19 protein-coding genes are annotated in these 18,738 nt (G+C 48.0%); 3 read left to right on the top strand and 16 right to left on the bottom strand.

Translation table 11 applies throughout. The annotated features are described in order from the left end of the window. Nucleotides 1-118: 118 nt before the first annotated feature. The 4 genes from flgE to flgB all read right to left on the bottom strand — a co-directional run bounded on the left by flgE (nt 119) and on the right by flgB (nt 3,075). On the bottom strand, nt 119-1,387 hold the full coding sequence (gene flgE, locus GEV47_RS02035; RefSeq protein WP_153233037.1) for a flagellar hook protein FlgE: 1,269 nt from the start codon (nt 1,385-1,387) through the stop codon (nt 119-121). A 68-nt stretch (nt 1,388-1,455) separates the two neighbouring features. Further along, entirely contained in the window at nt 1,456-2,157 is a 702-nt protein-coding gene (locus tag GEV47_RS02040; protein WP_153233038.1) for a flagellar hook assembly protein FlgD, read from the bottom strand. A 69-nt stretch (nt 2,158-2,226) separates the two neighbouring features. After that, entirely contained in the window at nt 2,227-2,622 is a 396-nt protein-coding gene (gene flgC, locus GEV47_RS02045; RefSeq protein WP_153233039.1) for a flagellar basal body rod protein FlgC, read from the bottom strand. Between the two features lie 45 nt (nt 2,623-2,667). Beyond that, nucleotides 2,668-3,075, bottom strand: a complete 408-nt coding sequence (gene flgB / locus GEV47_RS02050) for a flagellar basal body rod protein FlgB (RefSeq protein WP_153233040.1) — start codon at nt 3,073-3,075, stop codon at nt 2,668-2,670. 266 nt (nt 3,076-3,341) lie between these two features. On the opposite strand from flgB, the gene flgA reads away from it, so the two are divergent. From flgA to GEV47_RS02065, 3 genes are read left to right on the top strand one after another with little or no spacing between them, the layout of a single operon-like run. Beyond that, nucleotides 3,342-4,079 carry a flagellar basal body P-ring formation chaperone FlgA gene (gene flgA / locus GEV47_RS02055; RefSeq protein ID WP_153233041.1) on the top strand — a complete coding sequence of 246 codons (738 nt, stop codon included), beginning with the start codon at nt 3,342-3,344 and terminating at the stop codon, nt 4,077-4,079. A gap of 59 nt (nt 4,080-4,138) precedes the next feature. Then, the gene (gene flgM, locus GEV47_RS02060; RefSeq protein ID WP_153233042.1) at nt 4,139-4,483 is read left to right on the top strand and encodes a flagellar biosynthesis anti-sigma factor FlgM; all 345 of its coding nucleotides are present in this window, start codon (nt 4,139-4,141) and stop codon (nt 4,481-4,483) included. A 4-nt stretch (nt 4,484-4,487) separates the two neighbouring features. Further along, complete coding sequence (locus GEV47_RS02065; protein WP_153233043.1) at nt 4,488-4,958, top strand: flagella synthesis protein FlgN; 471 nt, start codon at nt 4,488-4,490, stop codon at nt 4,956-4,958. A 140-nt stretch (nt 4,959-5,098) separates the two neighbouring features. On the opposite strand, the gene GEV47_RS02070 is transcribed toward GEV47_RS02065, so the two are convergent. The 12 genes from GEV47_RS02070 to cheA form a co-directional block, all read right to left on the bottom strand. Further along, nucleotides 5,099-5,542, bottom strand: coding sequence for a flagellar protein FlhE (locus GEV47_RS02070; protein WP_194270552.1), 444 nt, complete (start codon nt 5,540-5,542; stop codon nt 5,099-5,101). Between the two features lie 104 nt (nt 5,543-5,646). Then, the gene (locus GEV47_RS02075; RefSeq protein ID WP_153233045.1) at nt 5,647-6,411 is read right to left on the bottom strand and encodes an RNA polymerase sigma factor FliA; all 765 of its coding nucleotides are present in this window, start codon (nt 6,409-6,411) and stop codon (nt 5,647-5,649) included. A gap of 62 nt (nt 6,412-6,473) precedes the next feature. Then, nucleotides 6,474-8,552: a flagellar biosynthesis protein FlhA gene (gene flhA, locus GEV47_RS02080; RefSeq protein ID WP_153233748.1), complete on the bottom strand. Its 2,079-nt coding sequence runs from the start codon at nt 8,550-8,552 to the stop codon at nt 6,474-6,476. 56 nt (nt 8,553-8,608) lie between these two features. Continuing rightward, entirely contained in the window at nt 8,609-9,898 is a 1,290-nt protein-coding gene (flhB, locus tag GEV47_RS02085) for a flagellar biosynthesis protein FlhB (RefSeq protein WP_153233046.1), read from the bottom strand. A gap of 247 nt (nt 9,899-10,145) precedes the next feature. Next, nucleotides 10,146-10,847 (bottom strand): protein phosphatase CheZ, encoded by a 702-nt coding sequence (gene cheZ / locus GEV47_RS02090; protein WP_153233047.1) that lies wholly within the window; start codon nt 10,845-10,847, stop codon nt 10,146-10,148. A 1-nt stretch (nt 10,848) separates the two neighbouring features. Further along, the gene (gene cheY, locus GEV47_RS02095) at nt 10,849-11,247 is read right to left on the bottom strand and encodes a chemotaxis response regulator CheY (protein WP_153233749.1); all 399 of its coding nucleotides are present in this window, start codon (nt 11,245-11,247) and stop codon (nt 10,849-10,851) included. 140 nt (nt 11,248-11,387) lie between these two features. Beyond that, nucleotides 11,388-12,437 carry a protein-glutamate methylesterase/protein-glutamine glutaminase gene (locus GEV47_RS02100; RefSeq protein WP_407646181.1) on the bottom strand — a complete coding sequence of 350 codons (1,050 nt, stop codon included), beginning with the start codon at nt 12,435-12,437 and terminating at the stop codon, nt 11,388-11,390. Between the two features lie 46 nt (nt 12,438-12,483). After that, entirely contained in the window at nt 12,484-13,167 is a 684-nt protein-coding gene (gene cheD, locus GEV47_RS02105; RefSeq protein WP_228124526.1) for a chemoreceptor glutamine deamidase CheD, read from the bottom strand. Continuing rightward, a complete protein-coding gene (locus GEV47_RS02110) occupies nt 13,167-14,042 on the bottom strand; it encodes a CheR family methyltransferase (RefSeq protein ID WP_153233049.1) in 876 nt (291 codons plus the stop codon). The genes cheD and GEV47_RS02110 overlap by 1 nt, the downstream gene beginning before the upstream one ends. After that, complete coding sequence (locus tag GEV47_RS19775) at nt 14,042-15,808, bottom strand: methyl-accepting chemotaxis protein (protein WP_153233050.1); 1,767 nt, start codon at nt 15,806-15,808, stop codon at nt 14,042-14,044. Before GEV47_RS19775 ends, GEV47_RS02110 begins: the two co-directional genes overlap by 1 nt. A 309-nt stretch (nt 15,809-16,117) precedes the next feature. After that, on the bottom strand, nt 16,118-16,636 hold the full coding sequence (locus GEV47_RS02120) for a chemotaxis protein CheW (protein ID WP_153233051.1): 519 nt from the start codon (nt 16,634-16,636) through the stop codon (nt 16,118-16,120). A 60-nt stretch (nt 16,637-16,696) separates the two neighbouring features. Further along, entirely contained in the window at nt 16,697-18,733 is a 2,037-nt protein-coding gene (gene cheA / locus GEV47_RS02125; RefSeq protein WP_153233052.1) for a chemotaxis protein CheA, read from the bottom strand. Nucleotides 18,734-18,738: the final 5 nt, after the last annotated feature.

Consider the following 18,738-nt stretch of genomic DNA (forward strand, 5'->3'; position numbering starts at 1 on the left):
TAGGCTCAGTATTAACTACAACATCGACTACAAAATCGACCACAAAATCCAAAACAAAATGACGTTGCGGTCGGCAACGCCATCTGCTCTTACTTCAATGCATCAATGCATTAGAAAATTAACGCATGCTAACCAAAGTCTGCATCACTTGATCTTGTGTTTTCACGGTTTGCGCATTGGCCTGATAAGTACGCTGCGCCACGATCATGTTGACCAATTCGCCCGTCATCTCAACGTTTGAGGCCTCCAGATAACCCGCCAAAATATCACCGCGACCGCCCGAAGATGCCGCACCTGTTACCGGCTGGCCAGATTCAGTAGTTTCGGAATAGCAGTTGTCGCCGTTAGGACGCAGGCCATTTGGATTGGCAAAGGAACTCAACACAACCTGCCCCAAAGGCTGTCTTTCACCATTAGAATAAACCCCGATAATCGTGCCATCTTTGTCCATGGTGTATTCGTTCATCACACCAACGGCATAACCATTCTGGATAGTCGGTGTCGTATTGAAATCACTCGCACGTTGAGTGGTACCAGTGGCATCCAACACAAACTTCATCTGCGCTGCGCCATTTCCAAAATCCAGACCAGCGAATGCAAATTTGCCATTCGCCGGCGTCAACATGGTGCCGCGATTATCAAAAGTAATGTTTGCACCGACAGGCGCAGCCAGTGTCATATCAGGCTTGCCCGGATTGGCGGGATCTTCAGCAACCTTGGCGCCGTTTGCATCCAATGGCCAACCATCCGCCGTGGCATACATACTCCAGTCACCTGCCGGATTTTTAACCACGAAAGTGGTGATGTTGTGCTTATTGCCCAGCGTGTCATAGACATCGCTGGAATTTTGGAAGTTGTACGACTCAGCGTTATCCGGGTCAAAAGGATTCACTGCAGGCTGTTTAGCACCAGAATCGAAATTGAACTTCAGCGACATGGCAGTCGTTTCTTTTGGTGCCATCGGCAATTTCGACAGCTGGAATGGCACTGGCGCGCCGCCGGAAATCTGCCCATTCGGACCGACCGGAAAACCAGTTAATTTCTGGCCGCTGGCATTGACGATAAAGCCGTCTTTATCATCGCTGAATTGACCGTTACGGGTATACGCAATATTGCCATCCGAACTGACCACGCGGAAAAATCCATCGCCACCGCTAACCGCCATGTCCAGCCCACCGGTACCCTGCCGCAAATCGCCACCTTTAAAATTGAGCGCAACGCCGTTCATCTTGGTGCCTGAACCAATACGCGATCCTGCATATACATCAGCAAACGATGCACTGCCCGATTTAAAACCCCATGTGCCTGAGTTAGCGATGTTATTACCAATCACATCTAAACTTGCTGCTGATGCATTTAAACCACTGACACCTTGTCCGAAACCCATATTGAACTCCTAATTTATGAAACGAATTTAATGAACAAAATTAATGAACAAAATTAAAAATGCGTGTCTTAGACGATCCAGCGGATATCAGCCAAGCGCGCTTTTTCGCTTCCAGCCAAATCCAGCCAAACGCCTTTATTATCAAAACTGACGCCATCCACTTTGGCGTATTTCAACGCCGCCGCCTCCACTTTGGAACCGGCATTGGTCGCAGTAACAGCAATCTTGTAATCACCGGACGGCAATGGCTGACCATCGTCACCCAAACCGTTCCACACCATGTTGTCGACACCAGCGGGCAATGCGCCACGATCGATAGTACGCACCACTTCGCCTTTATCGTTGGTGATTTTGACGACTACGCCATCAGCCGCGCCATCTAAATTCAGGCCAAATTTCACTTCGCGCTTACCCTCACTACTTTTGGCATTGACATCATCGTCCTTGCCTCCCAACTCACCCAGTTTCACATCCGAACCGGGCACCAAAACTTCTTTTCCGATTAAGTTGGATGCTTGCAAAGCTTGGGTAAATCCATCCTGCGCCAACATGTCGCCAAAGCGTCCATTCAGTTCCTCAACCCCACTGACCGTCGCCATCTGCGCCAGTTGAGATGTCAGTTGGGCGTTATCCAACGGGTTCAAAGGATCCTGATTTTGCATTTGCGTGATCATCAATTTAAGAAATTGCTTTTCACTTGCCGATCCAGTACCGTTGCCGCTGACACCGCCTGTACTGAGCGAGTCAGATTTAAATCCATTGACGTTCATGAAATTCCCTTACAAAGAAGGCTGCTAATAGTTAAAAATATTGATAGGTGTCAGCGAAAAAACGAACAGTTATTGACCGATGCTGAGTGTTTTCAACATCATGGTTTTGGCGCTATTCATCACTTCAACGTTGGCTTGATACGAACGAGAAGCGGACATCATGTTGACCATTTCGTCGACTACGTTCACGTTGGGCATCGCCACATAACCATCCGCATTGGCATGAGGATTTTTCGGATCGTGCACCATACGTGCAGGCGAATCGTCTTCCACCACACCGGTAACATTAACGCCACCGATGGCATGTTGATTATTCGAAGCCACCTCAAAAATTACGTGCTTGGCACGATAGGGCTGACCATCTGGGCCTGCCACGCTGTCGGCATTTGCCATATTGCTGGCGGTGACGTTCATGCGTTGCGATTGCGCTTGCATGGCAGAGCCGGCAACATCGAAAATGTTCATAGACACATTGGAAGACATAGGGTTAATCTCTCTGATTTATCTTATTCAATTACCTTGTATGGCAGATAGCATCGACTTAATCTGGCCGCTAATCACGGTCATGCTAGCTTCATAGTGCAAGGCGTTATCCGCAAAATTGACACGCTCCACGTCCATCTCAACCGTATTGCCGTCCACACTGGATTGACTCGGAACCCGGTACAACAAATCGGCTTCCACATGGCCCACTTGATCGCCCTGAATATGACCGGCCGAAGTAATCGTCATCGACGTCGCCATGGCCTGTCGGCCACGTTCTACGGTTTGCGCCAAAGTGCTGCTGAAATCGAAATCACGCGCTTTAAAATTAGGTGTATCTGCATGCGCGATATTGCTGGCAATGACCTCTTGCCTTCTTGCTCTTAAATTGAGTGCTTCTTGCTGAAAACGTAATGCCCCATCTAATTTATCCATCGAGTCCTCACCCTTGTTATCTACTTTCGACTGGCAAATGCGGCTGAATTTTTGCGCGTGCCACTAGACTTTTTGATGAAAGCGATTATAGGTAGTCGAGTACAAGTGCTATCGCTTAAACAAACCGCAATTTGCCGCTTACTTCAACAATTAAGCAGCAGCAAAAATTCGCTAAAATTTGACCTGATTAAAATGATGTCCGCGGTTTAAGTCGGTGAATTAAATTGCTGGAATTTTCTTGATTTTATTTTTCAAAGCGACGCAGCATGCATCAACGCCCTCCACATAAAAATACGGCACATCGGAAATGCCTAAAGCGCTTCGGTGTAACTGTGTTTATCGGGGTAACAACGATGTTCGGCGCGCACGCACAAAGCTCCGTTCCTTCTGGGGCTGATCCGTTAATCAAGCAATTTTTATTGGAACAGGCAAGTGGCTTGCCCGGAAAAATTGATATCACGGTGAATGCAGCATCCGCGAATTTGCCAGCCTGCGCCAGCGAAATCAGTGCTTTTTTGCCGAGTGGCGCGAGCGTCTGGGGACGTGTATCCATTGGAATACGCTGCCAGAAATCAGCTGCTCAGGCGGAATGGACACGATATGTCGCAGCGCACGTTGCCGTTTTTTCAAATTACCTGACTACCAACAGAACAATCGCCGCAGGAGCACCCTTATCAGCGGCGGATGTCAGTATAAAAGAAGGCGATTTAACCGCCCTGCCGCGTAATATCATCACTGACATGAGGCAAATCACGGGCTTGGTAACACGTAATCGCTTGCCGCAAGGCGCGCCAATACGGCAAGAATCAGTCAAAAATCTTGAGGTAATCAAACAAGGTCAAACGGTCAAAGTCTCGGCGCAAGGACAAGGTTTTGTCGCAAGCACCGAAGGACGTGCCATGAGTAACGGTAGTGTCGGTGCCAGACTGCAAGTAAAGGCCGACAATGGCAAAATGCTGCAAGGCATCGTGCTTGCCGATGGCACGGTAGAAATGCCATCCTAAAATTTTGCGGTTACGCTAAAGTTTAGCCATGCCATGCCGATAATCAAGTATGAGTCTATATGACACCAATAAATAGTCGCCAAGGAAATATTGTGAAAATCGACCAACAAACCACAAAAATGAGCAACCTTGCCAGCACCAACTCCAGCAAACAAGCAAGCAAACTCGCGGATGAGGTTAGCGTTTCTACATTACCAGCCAATCTGGATTTAACCGCAACGCATTTTCAACAATTGCAAACGCAATTGCTACAACCTTCTGCGGCCGATTTCGATGCCGCGAAAGTTGCCGAAATTCGTCTGGCAATCAGTGAAGGTCGTTATCAAGTTAATACTGACAAAATCGCTGATGGCCTGATTGATGATGTCCGCGATTTTTTAAATACTACGGCAGCAGCCAAATAAATAAATGATCATTTCCCCTTATGCTTTTTTGCAACACCGCATCGTTGAAGAAATTGCCGCTATGGAGGCCTACACGCAGCTGCTGAAAGATGAAGCCGCCGCCTTAATGGAAGGTCGATTCTCTGACATGATGGAAATGACAGAGCGTAAAGAGCAATTGGTCACCACACTGGTCGACGTAGATCAGGCACGTGAAACGCAACTGCAAATCATGGGCTATCCGGTTTCGCCGAAAGGTGCCAATGCCGCTGCCACCGCTGGCGGCACATCATTACAAGAAGCATGGTCAACCTTATTGGCGCGTACTGCAGAATCACGCCAACACAATCACAACAATGGCATTTTGATCCATGCCCATCTGGAGCTAAGCCGTAACGCGATCAATTTCGTGCACGCGCATGGCCAATCGTTGTATGGCGCCGATGGTCAGCATCGGGTTGGCTTGGGGCACGGAAAAAGCTTGGCGGCAGGATAAGTTCTCGCTGCTCTGATAAAAAGCTGGGGTAATTATTTAATTACCCCAGCTTTTTTTCGTTACGTCATTGCGGCACACCATTCATATAATTTAAATGCGTTACCGCCATACAAAAGCAGCAAAACGGCACATGAAATCACCTATTCATAACTCACTACCAACCGCAATTTCTCGCCGCGTATTGCCGGAAGTAACGCGCCTTTTCCGCTGATCACAAAAGCAAATACAAAATTTGAATTCGCATTATCGCCATTAAAGCGATCAGTGCTACCGCTGCCGCTGCCAAGCGCGGCGCAACGTGCCGCGTTGCAAAGATACGCCTGCAAATAAGGTGGAGCGGCTGGCAGAAAACCATATTGCCATTCTACTTTTCTCACTCTCCTGATTTCGCTAGCTTGCATCATCAGGCCAGTCGGTTTGATTTGCGCCGATGCGACAGTCACACCGCGACTTCTCATGGATGGTGCCAATTCACTGCCGGACCAAGCACCCTTGATTCCTGTATTTCCGGCGTTTTTCAAACTGGCAATATGCGTATTCGATTGCGCTTTATAACTTTTTCGCAGAAACTGTTCCAACGGCATGGCACTTAGTTCTGTTCTGTTTGACGATGTGGATACAGCAGCTTCGGCATTCCCCAAACAAGCTATCAGCAACAAGCACGGCACAAGCCTTCGTCGCAGCAACATTATGCGTATTCCAACTCATCGACTTTATGTAAATAGGCGCGCAAACGGCCAATCACTTGACTGTGCAACTGACAAACACGTGATTGGCTAACTTCCATAATCGCACCGATTTCACGCAAATTTAATTTTTGCTCGTAGTACAAACTCATCAACAATTTCTCACGCTCAGACAAACTGTCGATCGCCGCTTTTAAATTTTCGCGGAAACCGCTTTGCAATAATTGCTGCAGAGGGTCGCTGTGTTGTCCATGCAATAAATCATTGCCTTCACTGTGACTATTGATCTGCTGATCAATGAAAGAATTCTCGCCACCGCCGCTTCCTTCAAAATCTTCGTAGTACACCAATTGACTACCATGCACTTCACCTAACAAGCGCTGATATTTATCCAAAGACATAGACATTTCATCAGCAATCTCTTGTTCGCTTGGTGCTCGTCCCAATTGCTGCGCCAATGACTGGATCGCCGCTTCCACGTTACGCGAAGATTGCCGCATGCTGCGCGAGAGCCAATCGTTGGCACGCAATTCATCCAGCATCGCGCCGCGAATTCGTTGGCTTGCATAGGTTTCGAACTGCGCTCCCATATTGTCTTGATAACGATTGGAGGCATCGAGTAAACCCAGCATGCCCACTTGAATCATGTCGTCCAATTCAACGCTGGAAGGTAGTTTGGCAATCAGTTGTAATGCCAGACGACGTACCAATGGCGCATGCTTGGTCAGCATCGCGTTCTTGTCCATTTTTCCCTGAGCGGTATACAAAGCCGTGTCCTTTCTTACTTATAATGCGCCATTGCGGAAGGAAGACTGCACAACATCGCTCATCATCTGCCTCCAATACTGGCGGTGATTTTTATCTGGCGACTGTCTGGGATCTCTGCATGCGACAACACTTTAAGCTGCGGCAAACTGCGCCGTAAGAAACGCGACAACAACACGCGTAGCGGGTGCTGCACGACCAGCACCGCCGGATAGCCCAGCTGCTGCTGACGAGTGATCGCCACTTGCGTTTGAGACAATAAATTGTCCGCCAAACCAGGCTCCAAAGCGCTGCCGGTGCTGAGTGCTTGCAATAGCATTGGCGAGATCGTGCCATCCAAGCCAATCACATGTAATTCGCCGCCGCCAGGGAAAAGTTGCTGCGTAATCGCGCGCCCCAATGCCAGACGGACATGCGAGGTCAATTCATTGATATCAGTGATAGTCGGTGAATGCTCTGCCAGTACTTCCAGAATCGTGTGCATGTCGCGTATCGAGACACTTTCATCGAGCAAGTTTTGCAGCACTTTTTGCAAGGTAGTCAATGACAACACTTTCGGTACTAAGTCTTCGATCAATTTCGGTGCATCTTTAGCGATACGGTCAACCAGTTTCTGCACTTCCTGACGACCCAGTAATTCTGAGCCGTGGGTATGCACTAAATGATTCAAATGCGTGGCAATCACAGTACTGGCGTCGACCACGGTATAGCCATAAATCTGTGCTTGCTCTCGCAATTTGCTGTCTATCCAAATCGCCGGTAAACCAAAGGCTGGATCTGTGGTTGGCGTACCCGGTAAACTAGAACTGACTTGCCCCGGATTAATCGCCATCCACTGCCCTGGGAATGCTTCTCCACGACCAATTTCAACACCTTTGAGTGTGATCACATAGTCACTGGGCTTTAACTCCAGATTGTCACGGATATGCACGACAGGTACCAGGAATCCAATATCCTGAGCGAATTTTTTACGGATACTTTTAATTCGTCCCAACAGTTCGCCGTTCTGCGTCCTATCGACCATTGAGATCAAGCGATAGCCGACTTCCAAACCTAATGGGTCGGTCAACACGACATCATCCCAAGTCGCCTCTTCCGGCTCGGCCGTCGCGTTTGCAGTTGCCGCGGCATTGGCGGCAGCATCGGGAGATTGTTCTGATGCTTTTTTCTTGGCTTTTTTCGTCAAGCCGTTGCCTATGTATGCAAGACCGGCTGCAATCGCCAAAAAGGAAAAATGCGGCATACCTGGAATTAAGCCCATCAAACCAATGATGCCAGCGGTCAGATACAGCACTTGCGGGTTAGAGAACAATTGCCCCATCATTTGTTCGCCAACGTTTTCGTCCGTCGTCACGCGAGAAACGATGACACCCGCAGCGGTGGAAATAATCAATGCAGGAATTTGGGCAACCAAACCATCACCGATAGTCAGCAAGGTATACGTTTTGGCAGCGTCAGCTACCGCCATATCGTGTTGTGCCACGCCGACTATCAAGCCTCCAACGATATTGATCGCCATGATCATCAAACCGGCAATTGCATCGCCTCGCACAAACTTGCTGGCACCATCCATGGAACCGTAAAAATCGGCTTCTTGCGACACTTCGGCGCGACGTTTGCGCGCGACATCTTCGCCAATCAACCCTGCATTCAAATCAGCATCAATCGCCATTTGCTTACCCGGCATCGCATCCAGCGTAAAGCGTGCTCCCACCTCGGCAATACGGCCAGCACCTTTGGTAATGACCATAAAATTGATGATGACTAAAATAATAAACAGCACAATCCCGACGGCGAAATTACCACCGACCAGAAATTGGCTAAAGGCTTCGATCACCTTACCGGCCGCTGCCGGGCCGGTATGTCCGTCCTGCAAAACTACGCGTGTTGAAGCAACGTTAAGTGACAAACGCAGCAAAGTCGAAAACAGCAATATCGTCGGGAAGGCAGCAAACTCTAATGCCTTCATGGTGTACATGCTGACCAGCAGCACCATGATCGACAAGGCTATGTTGAAAGTGAATAGAAAATCCAGTACGACCGTTGGCAAAGGCAAAATCATCATGCCAAGTATCATCAAGATCAGAATAGGACCTGCCATACCTTTTAATTGGCCATCTTTGATCATCTTGGGCAGTTGCATAAAGATGTTCAAGTTAGTTCCGCTGCCATTCGATGAGGCTGTGTTGATATTGGTCTTCATGCGCCACTCCCGGATGAATCTGTTGCGCCTGCTTTAGGTTTTACCGTTGCATCAACTTGATTGCGCACCGTCGATAGCGTTACTTCGTCTTGCATCATTTCGTTTTCGTCGCTCTCAATATTTTCATTCACTGCTGCTTTTGCTTGCGTTGAGTGTGGATCTAGTTCTGGCGGTACAGCTAATTGTGTTGGCGTCAGTGGCGCAACCCCTTTGGTATGGCCGTCTTTCCAACGCTTCAACTGATATACCCAAGCCAGCACTTCTGCTACGGCGGTATATAAATCCGCTGGAATTTCGTTGCCCAGTTTGGTGTGCTTATACAAGGCGCGAGACAATGGCGGCGCTTCCAAAATTGGAACTTTATTATCGAGAGCTAATTCACGAATACGCTGGGCGATCAAATCCGTACCTTTGGCCACTACTCGTGGCGCACTCATTTCTTTATCCATATATTTCAACGCCACCGCGTAATGTGTTGGATTAGTAACCACCACGTCCGCAGTCGCAACTTCAGACATCATGCGTTGGCTGGCCATCCGTTGCTGTTGACGACGAATCTTTGATTTCAGATGCGGATCGCCTTCGCTATCTTTGTATTCTTGTTTAACGTCTTGCAATGACATGCGCAGTTTTTTATGAAAACTCCATAACTGATACGGCACGTCAATCGCTGCCACCAAAAGCAAAGAAAAAACAATCAGCGCACAACAGGTTGCTACCAGGCGCATCATGTATGGCAACGCCGAATGCACTGGTTCGCTCAGCAGCGCCATGATGGAATCAATATTCGATGAAATGACCAAATAAGCAATTCCACCAACCAGCAATGATTTGAGGATCGCCTTAATCAACTCGGTCAGCGATTGCACGGAAAATATGCGTCCTATGCCGTTGATGGGATTCATTTTGGAAAACTTGGGAGCCAACGCATCGATGGAAAACAACCAGCCACCCAGCAACATGGGCGCTGCGATCGCGGCCAGTGCCAACATGCCCAGCAATGGCAATATCGCCACCAACGCCTCGATCCATACCATGCCCACGCGGGTTAACATGTGCGACGTGTCAAAGGCGGAGGCGCGTTCAAACTGCATGCTGGCCATCATCGCCCGGCTTAAATGCTCACTCATAGAGCTCGCAAAAATCCACAGGCCAGCCACGCCTGTGATTAATAGAATAAAGGTGCTTAACTCGCGCGAGCGTACAACCTGCCCCTCCTTGCGCGCCTTTTCCAGGCGCTGGGGAGAGGCGGGTTCGGTCTTTTCAACATCGCTATCGTCAGACATGTGCGCTCCAGTATGCGAAACTCAATAAATACGGCGGAGAGAACTCTCCGCAGATAAGATTATTGACGCTGGGGCAATGAAGTGATCTGTGAAACAGGGGGAGGTTGAGGGCGCTTTTTGTGCAATCAATGGAGATTTGACGCAATTTGCATCAATAAATTGGCTAATTGCTTCATCGTTGATGACAAATCCTGATTGCATGACGCAAGTTGCGGTGCTGTCGTTTTCACCGCGTCACTACTGTGATCTAGAATCCCAGACTCGCCAGAAGATCATCCACCTGCCCTTGATCGGACAAAGAATTTGAATCGAGCACCTGCTTGTAATTGGGGCCGTGCAATAGATCAACAGAATGACTATCCGCCGCATCACTGACTTCGCCAGAAAGTTGTCCAACGTCGGTAAGCTTGTCAGTTGGCGTGTTGTCAATTAACACTTGCAGCAATTGTTTTTCCATTTGCTGCACGACTTCCATCATTTTTTTGATGACTTGCCCGGTTAAATCCTGAAAATCCTGCGCCATCATAATTTCCACCAGTTGCGCATTAATCGCGCTCGCTTGTATCGGCACGTCCTGCAAATAGGAACGAGTATCCATCACCAGAGAGCGTGCATCATTGAGTTCCACAGGTTCCGCGAACCAGGCGTTCCAGCGCTGCTCTAAATTTTTGGCCTGTTTAGCAATGCTCTCCTGAATCGGTTGAGCAACATCAACAGCATTCAAAGCACGTTCCGCGGCACGCTCAGTCATCGTTGCGACATAGCTGAGGCGATCACGCGTGTCCGGTATTGCCTCGGCGGCTTTCAACACTTCCTTATGCAAACCAAGCTCCCGCATACTTTCATGCAAAGTGCGAGTGAGTTGTCCAATTCGGCTAATCAATTTCTCAACATTATCGCCAGAATCCTGTGTCAATAAAGAAACGTCAGATGTTGCAGCCTGCGCCATATTAAGCCCCTTCTTTTTGAATTTTTTCAAAAATCTTGGCGATCTTTTCTTCCAGCGTAGCGGCAGTAAAAGGTTTGACTACATAGCCGTTAGCACCTTCTTGTGCTGCCGCGATAATGTTTTCCTTTTTCGCCTCTGCCGTTACCATCAACACGGGCAATTTAGCCAATCTTTCGTCAGCACGGATTTTTTGCAACATTTCCAAGCCATTCAAATTGGGCATATTCCAATCTGAAACGACGAAATCGTAAGAGCCATTCTGCAGTTTTTCAAATCCTTGCGCGCCATCTTCCGCTTCATCTACGTTGATGAAATCGAGTTCTTTCAGCAAATTGCGAACAATCCGACGCATCGTCGGAAAATCATCAACTACCAAAATTTTGATATTCTTGTCTACCATGGTTAACACTCCATACTGTCTGTCATTAAAAATAATTGCACGTTGATGTAACGCGAAAACACTTGTCGTCCACTTATCATCCACTTGTCGGAGATGAATGGAGGGAGAGGAAAAATCGCCTGACATCCGAATAAAAACTCCTACACCCTATTGCGTCCAGCCCCAAACGACATGAGATGCATAACAATGGACGAGCTAATTTCCGCCAATGGCTTTACTTCATTGGCGGCGTTTAACATAATCGCTTCTCGTGGCATTCCGAACACAACACAGCTGGCTTCGTCTTGAGCGAGGGTATAAGCTCCCGCTTGTCGCATCTTCAATAAGCCAGCCGCACCATCACGCCCCATACCAGTCAAAATCACACCGATCGCATTTTTACCGGCATATTTGGCGGCCGAATCAAACAACACATCAACCGACGGGCGATGGCGATTGACGGGCTCCTCTTGATCAACGTGCGTTACATAATTGGCGCCGGATCGGGTCAAACTCAGGTGATAACCGCCGGGTGCAATATAGGCATGACCGGGCAATATGCGCTCACCGTGTACCGCTTCTTTCACTTTAATTCGGCACAGGCTATCCAGGCGCTGCGCAAATGACTTCGTAAATCCAGGCGGCATATGCTGCGCGATCAAAATTCCAGGGCTGTCAGGTGGCAACGATTCCAACACATGCCGAATCGCCTCTGTACCTCCGGTTGATGCCCCGATAATGATGAGTTTTTCAGTAATCATTAAAGCGCTTCCCAATAAAGGCGTTTGCGCTATTGCTGACACATTTTTCACTCCATCGGTACTCGAGCCCGGCGCCACTGTTTTAACTAATAGTCGTTGTATCTTGGCACTCGCGGCAGCACGAATTTTGTCTGCGATCAAATCCGTGTAATCTAATAATGCTTCACGTATTCCTAAACGCGGTTTGGTAACAAAATCAACGGCACCCAGCTCCAATGCGCGCATGGTAATTTCTGACCCCCGCTCCGTTAAAGTTGATACCATCAATACCGGCATCGGACGTAAGCGCATTAGTTTTTCCAGAAACTCCAATCCATCCATACGCGGCATTTCAATATCCAGTGTCAACACATCCGGATTGATTTTTTTAATTAAATCCCGTGCGACCAAAGGGTCCGGTGCCGTAGCAACGACCTCCATATCTGGCTGGCTATTGATAATTTCAGTCATCAGACTCCGTATCAAGGCCGAGTCATCAACGCACAACACCTTGATTTTATTTTTCACTGCCACTACCTATTCCTCCGGAATATTTTTCCAGCTCTGTCTGTTTAGCGACGAAAAATGGTGCTGGTTGTGTACGTATTAACCATTTCCGTGTATCTGATATTTCTTGAATTTCCTGAGTCTGCACCAGCTGTAAATCATTCTTACGGCGCAAGGTGCGTACCATAGTCACACCACTTTTCGGAAAATAAAGAACGCGTCGTGGAAAATTTCCACCCAAATCCTGGGCTGCAACCGGTATGCCAACATTACGCAAATAACGCAAAATGAATTCTGAATTGCGCTCCCCAATATTGAGCGCACGCATATTATCCAGCACCGCACCACCACCAAAAACCTTGACTTCTAATCGCTCGCGCTGCGCTCCGGCTTTCATTAATTGTTCCAGCAGAACCTGCATCGCGTAAGTGCCATAGCGCATGTCGCGCGTCGGAACCGGTGACGGCTTTCCGTCATCACTGCGCTGCTCCAGATCAGGCAACATAAAATGATTCATGCCACCTACGCCCGCAATACGGTCACTCATGCAGACCGCAATGCAAGAACCCAGTACGGTGGTCAGCAGCATCTCTTTGTCTGTCACATAGTATTGATTAGGCAATAGCTTTACTGCGGCAACATCGAAGCCATGGTCAAAATAGTGATGGTTAGCGACCTCCTCTATCATCGCCATCAGCATTTCCCTTCAAAGCTGTAAACGGTCTGTCCACGCAGGCGAAAGGCGGCACTGATATCAGAAAAATTCTCTGAGTGACCAGCAAACAATAACCCTTGCGGTTTCATTAAATTCGTAAACCGCTGTAAAATTTTTGCTTGCGTCGGCTTGTCAAAATAAATCATCACATTCCGACAAAAAATCGCATCGAATGGATCTTTTAAAGGCCATTGATGCTCCAGCAAATTCAACGGAAAAAAACTAACCATCGCCATCACTTCTGGTCGCACCTTAACTAAACCCGCTTGCGCGCCTGTTCCTTTTAGAAAAAAACGTTTGAGGCGCTCCGGCGATATCTTGCTCACCTGATCTACTGTGTAAATCCCAGTAACGGCTTTCTTCAGCACCTGCGTATCAATATCGGTGGCAATTACCTTGGCCTGACTCGCGCGACCACCCAATGCTTCAATCAGCGTCATGGCAATGGAATATGGCTCCTCTCCCGTAGAGGCTGCCGAACACCAGACTGTCATTGGTTGAGTGCATTGACTGGCATGAGCGGCCAACAACGGAAAGTGATGCGATTCCCGATAGAATGACGTCAAATTGGTGGTCAATGCATTGGTAAACTCCTCCCACTCCCGACTATTTTTGTTGTCATCCAGGTTGGTCAGATATGACGTAAATTCCGTCATATCCAACTCTCGTAAACGACGAGATAAACGGCTATATACCATCTCGCGCTTTTGCTCACTCAAAGCAATTCCTGCGCGTTGATAAATCATGCGACGTACACGCAGAAAATCACTGTCAGTCAGAATAAATTCGCGCCTGTGTGATGGATCAGGCGGCGCCTCAAATACTGGCGCCAACCGTTGTCCGGCTACGCTCATCAGAACGTTTGCCAGTCATCAGAAGAAGCAGTTTTTGCGACAGCCCTTTTGCTCGCTGGGCTATCACTCCTGTGATTAGTATCAACTTGAGAAGCCGGTTTCGCTCGCGACTTCGCCGTTGCCATTGCCATTGCAGGTTCATGACGCACAGTATGAGAACTTTCATGCGAACTTTGCTGCGCAGTGCTGGCATTTTTTTTAACAAAACCCTGGGCCGCTTCATTCAGTTGAAATGCAGAGACTGCCCCATTCAGGCGATGTGCCTGATCTTCCAGAGAAATGGCGGCCGCAGCTGCCTGCTCCACCAATGCAGCGTTTTGTTGCGTGACCTGATCCATTTGAATCACTGCCTGATTGACTTGTGCAATACCGCTACTTTGCTCCTGTGAAGCTGAAGAAATCTCATCCATGATATCGGTTACGCGTTTTACCGATTGCACCACTTCGCTCATGGTATTACCGGCGCGGCTGGCCAGGTCTGAACCGTTGCTGACACGACTAGAGGAATCATCAATCAAGACTTTGATTTCTTTGGCGGCCTGAGCACTGCGCTGTGCCAATATGCGAACTTCTCCGGCAACCACGGCAAAGCCGCGTCCTTGCTCGCCAGCACGCGCAGCTTCCACAGCAGCATTCAAGGCCAGAATATTGGTTTGGAAAGCGATTCCATCGATCACCCCAATAATGTCGGTAATTCGACGCGAGCTCTCACTGATGCCCTGCATTGTAGTGATCACTTGATTGACGACACTGCCTCCATTAACCGCAATGTCGGATGCCGCTTGCGCCAGTTGACCAGCCTGGCGTGCGTTGTCGGCATTCTGTTTCACCGTGGCCGTCAGTTGTTCCATGCTCGCTGCGGTTTCTTCCAGCGAAGCGGCTTGCTGTTCAGTACGCGCCGACAAATCGCTATTGCCTGCGGCGATTTCTTTGGTGCCTACCGTGATAGCTTCACTGCCATCGCGAATCTGTCGAACGGTCTGAGCGAGATACTGTTGCATCTGCCGCATGACAAACAGCAAACTGCTACTATCATTGTCCTTTACATTAACCGCCACACTCAGGTCACCCTCGGCAATACGGGTTGCAATGTGCGTGGCATAGGCCGGTTCGCCTCCCAAACTCTTGACGATGCTGCGGCTCAACAAGTAAAGCAAGATCGTCAATACGCCGCCAACGATGACCAAATACAGTATTTGAGCCAACAATTCTTTCATAAACGAAGCTTCCAGATCATCCAAAAGAACACCGCTGGCAACGTGCCAATCCCACTCTTTAATATACCGGCTATAGCCCAATTTGCTGACGTTGCCCTTTCCTGGATACTTCACTATGTATTCGACAAAAGTCTCGCCATTGGCCAAGTCGCCTTTTATCATTTCCATGAACAGACGTTTGCCGTCTTCCGTAGTCCAGTTGCTGACATTGGTCCCGATCAGGTCGGTCAACCCCGGATTAGCCAAGACGATGGGCTTGGAATCGAAAACATAAAAGAAATTCTTTTCGCCTTCAAACCGCAGATCAGAAATTCTTTCCAATGCGTGTTTCTGCGCATCTTCTTTTGTCATTGTTCCCTTCTTGACATCGCCCATATACGAGCTAGTCAAGTCTCCGACAATATCAATCAAATCCATCACTTTTAGCTTACGCTCTTCCAACTTGGCATGATAAAGCTCACGCGCTGAAAGCAAGCTCAGTGCTATTAGTCCAACCCACAAAATTATCAGGATTGCCAACAAATTTTTCTTTAAAGTTAATTTTTTCATCTTCATTCATTTCGATAGATACTTCACAATATACGTAATCTGACTGTCGATTGATGCATGGAAAAGCAAGCGGAAAAGGCAGCTCTTCTGCCGATGACACGAACACATTGCAAGAAAACAGCAGCAAATTTCCTCAGACAGGACCATCTACCTTGTTAACGGCAAATACGTTTATTTATTGATTGTTTTAAAGGGAATTTTGTCGCGGCGCCGGGAGGGTGAATAGTGGCAACGCAATGCAAAACGGCATTCAGAGAATGCCGTTTATTGAAAATAAATAATGTCGGAATATCGCTAATACTTGGAACGTTAAACCTCAACTCCCTCCAATAAAGCCATATCCGCACTTGTCATTAGTTTTTCTATATCAATCAAGATGACCATGTGCTCATCAACCGTGGTCAAACCTGTTAAATATGCATTGGCTAATTTGGCGCCAAACTCCGGCGCCGGCAGGATCTGCTCGGCCTCTCGCGTCAACACATCAGAAACACCGTCAACCAATATGCCGACTACGCGCTGATGAATATTCAAAATGATCATGACCGGATCTTCCTGCACATTTTCCAGATTGAATTTGATCCGCAAATCGACGATAGGCACAATAATGCCGCGCAGATTGATAACCCCTTTAACAAATTCGGGCGCGTGGGCAATGCGTGTAACTTCCTCCAACTGACGAATTTCCTGGACACGCAAAATATCGATACCATATTCTTCCTGACCTAAGGAAAAAATCAGAAATTTTTTGCCTTCATTGCCTATGTCACCTTGCAATCCAGCCATGTTAGTCAAGGCGGTCATTTCTTGCTTGTTTACGGCACTCATAATATTTTCATCCTCTATTTTTCTGTTTTACCTAAAGCAGCTCTGTTTTCAATCCACTGATCAAGCGGCATCAACGATTTCTTCTTGAGTTACTGCACGCTCAAGCATCTGGCGACGCATAAGCGGCAATTGCCCGACATCGACAATCAGAGCGATACCGCCGTCACCGAGAATAGTGGCAGCAGAAATACCCGGCACTTTGCGATAATTGGTTTCCAGATTTTTAACGACAACTTGATGCTGGCCGATCAATTGATCCACCTGCAACGCCAACAATTTTCCTTCTGCCTGCACAATCACGACTATGCCCTGCGTAATATCACGATTTGCCTCGCTGACGTTAAACACCTGATGCAAAGCGATCAGCGGTAGATAATCTCCGCGCACATGAATCACTTTTTCGTTATTGGTAACCGAGTGAATATCTTCTTTACTTGGTTGCAAGGATTCGATAACGTAATCCAATGGCAGGATATATACCTCGTTGCCTACCTTCACGGACATGCCATCAAGAATCGCCAGCGTGAGCGGCAACATAATTTTGATGGTGCTGCCCTGCCCCAATCTGGATGAGATTTTTACCTGACCGCTCATCATCTGAATGTTACGTTTCACTACATCCATGCCAACGCCGCGCCCGGAGACATCGGTAATTTTTTCAGCCGTAGAAAATCCGGGAGCAAAAATCATTTGCCAGACTTCATCGTCCGGTATTAAGGCCGGATCGCCAATTGGCAAACCTTGCTGAATTGCTTTTTCGAGAATTTTTTCACGATTCAAACCACCGCCGTCATCCGACACTTCAATCGCAATACTGCCACCCTGGTGTTGCGCTGATAACGTAATTGTGCCGACTGGATTTTTTCCAGCAGCGATGCGCTGCTCAGTTTTTTCGATACCATGATCCAAGCTATTTCGGACCAAATGGGTCAGTGGATCGATAATACTTTCAATTAAACTCTTATCCAGTTCAGTATTCTTCCCTACGGTGACCAGCTGCACTTCCTTGCCTAATTTGGCGGCCAAATCTCGCACCAGACGAGGAAAGCGACTGAACACATAATCCATAGGCATCATGCGAATTGACATCACCGATTCCTGCAAATCACGCGTATTTCGTTGCAATAGCGCCATGCCGCTCAATAGCCGCTCGTGCAGCACCGGATCAAGTGTAGATGCCGTCTGCGCCAGCATCGATTGTGTAATCACCAATTCGCCAACCAGATTGATGACCTGATCTACTTTTTCAACATCTACCCGAATCGAATTGGATTCTTTGGCTTTGACATCGCCATCGGCATTTTTACCAGCCGCTTTAATTGGCGTGGAAATCTCCTTACTCGCGGTCACCACGGTTTTTTCTGGGACAGCAGGTAATGCTGGCATTTCGGGCTCCGTCGTCGATTGCGCCGCCGACTCTTGCTCGATCGCGATTTGATCTATTTCAATGATGAAGCAACTAACCGCAATAATGTCGTCAGCATCGCAACTGGTTTGCAGCGAAATCGTCAGAGTGTCACCATCTTGCGCCTGGCTGACGACCTCTCCGAGATTCGCCATTTCCTCACTGAGCAATTTGCTATCACTAGCTGATACGCGCGAGAATCGTATAGCCAGCCGCTTACCCGTCGTTGCTGCCGCTGCAGCAATCGTGTTCTTTATGACTGGTTCTGGCACGACAGGCGTGCTCACCGGTGCGGATATTCCGGCAGCGCTCTCTTGCGCTAATTGTTTTAACACCGCACATATATGTTCTACCATTTCCGGCTCTGGTTCCTTGCCTGCACGATAAGCATGCATTTGCTCTTGCAGTGCATCTTTTGTTTTCAAAAAAACGTTGATCATTTCTTTGTGTAGTTTTATTTGCTGATGACGTGCGCTGTCTAATAAATTCTCTAGAAGATGCGTAGTATCAGTGAGAGCAGTAAATCCAAAAGTAGCAGCACCACCTTTAATTGAATGAGCAGCCCGAAAAATCGCATTCAGTTGTTCACCATCTGGCGAATCGACGTCAAGTACCAACAACAATTGCTCCATCTCAGCCAGCAACTCTTCTGCTTCTTCAAAAAACGCCTGATAAAACTCAGTAATATCCATGCAAA

It is taken from the genome of Glaciimonas soli (assembly GCF_009497155.1).
In the GTDB taxonomy this organism is placed as follows: domain Bacteria; phylum Pseudomonadota; class Gammaproteobacteria; order Burkholderiales; family Burkholderiaceae_D; genus Glaciimonas; species Glaciimonas soli.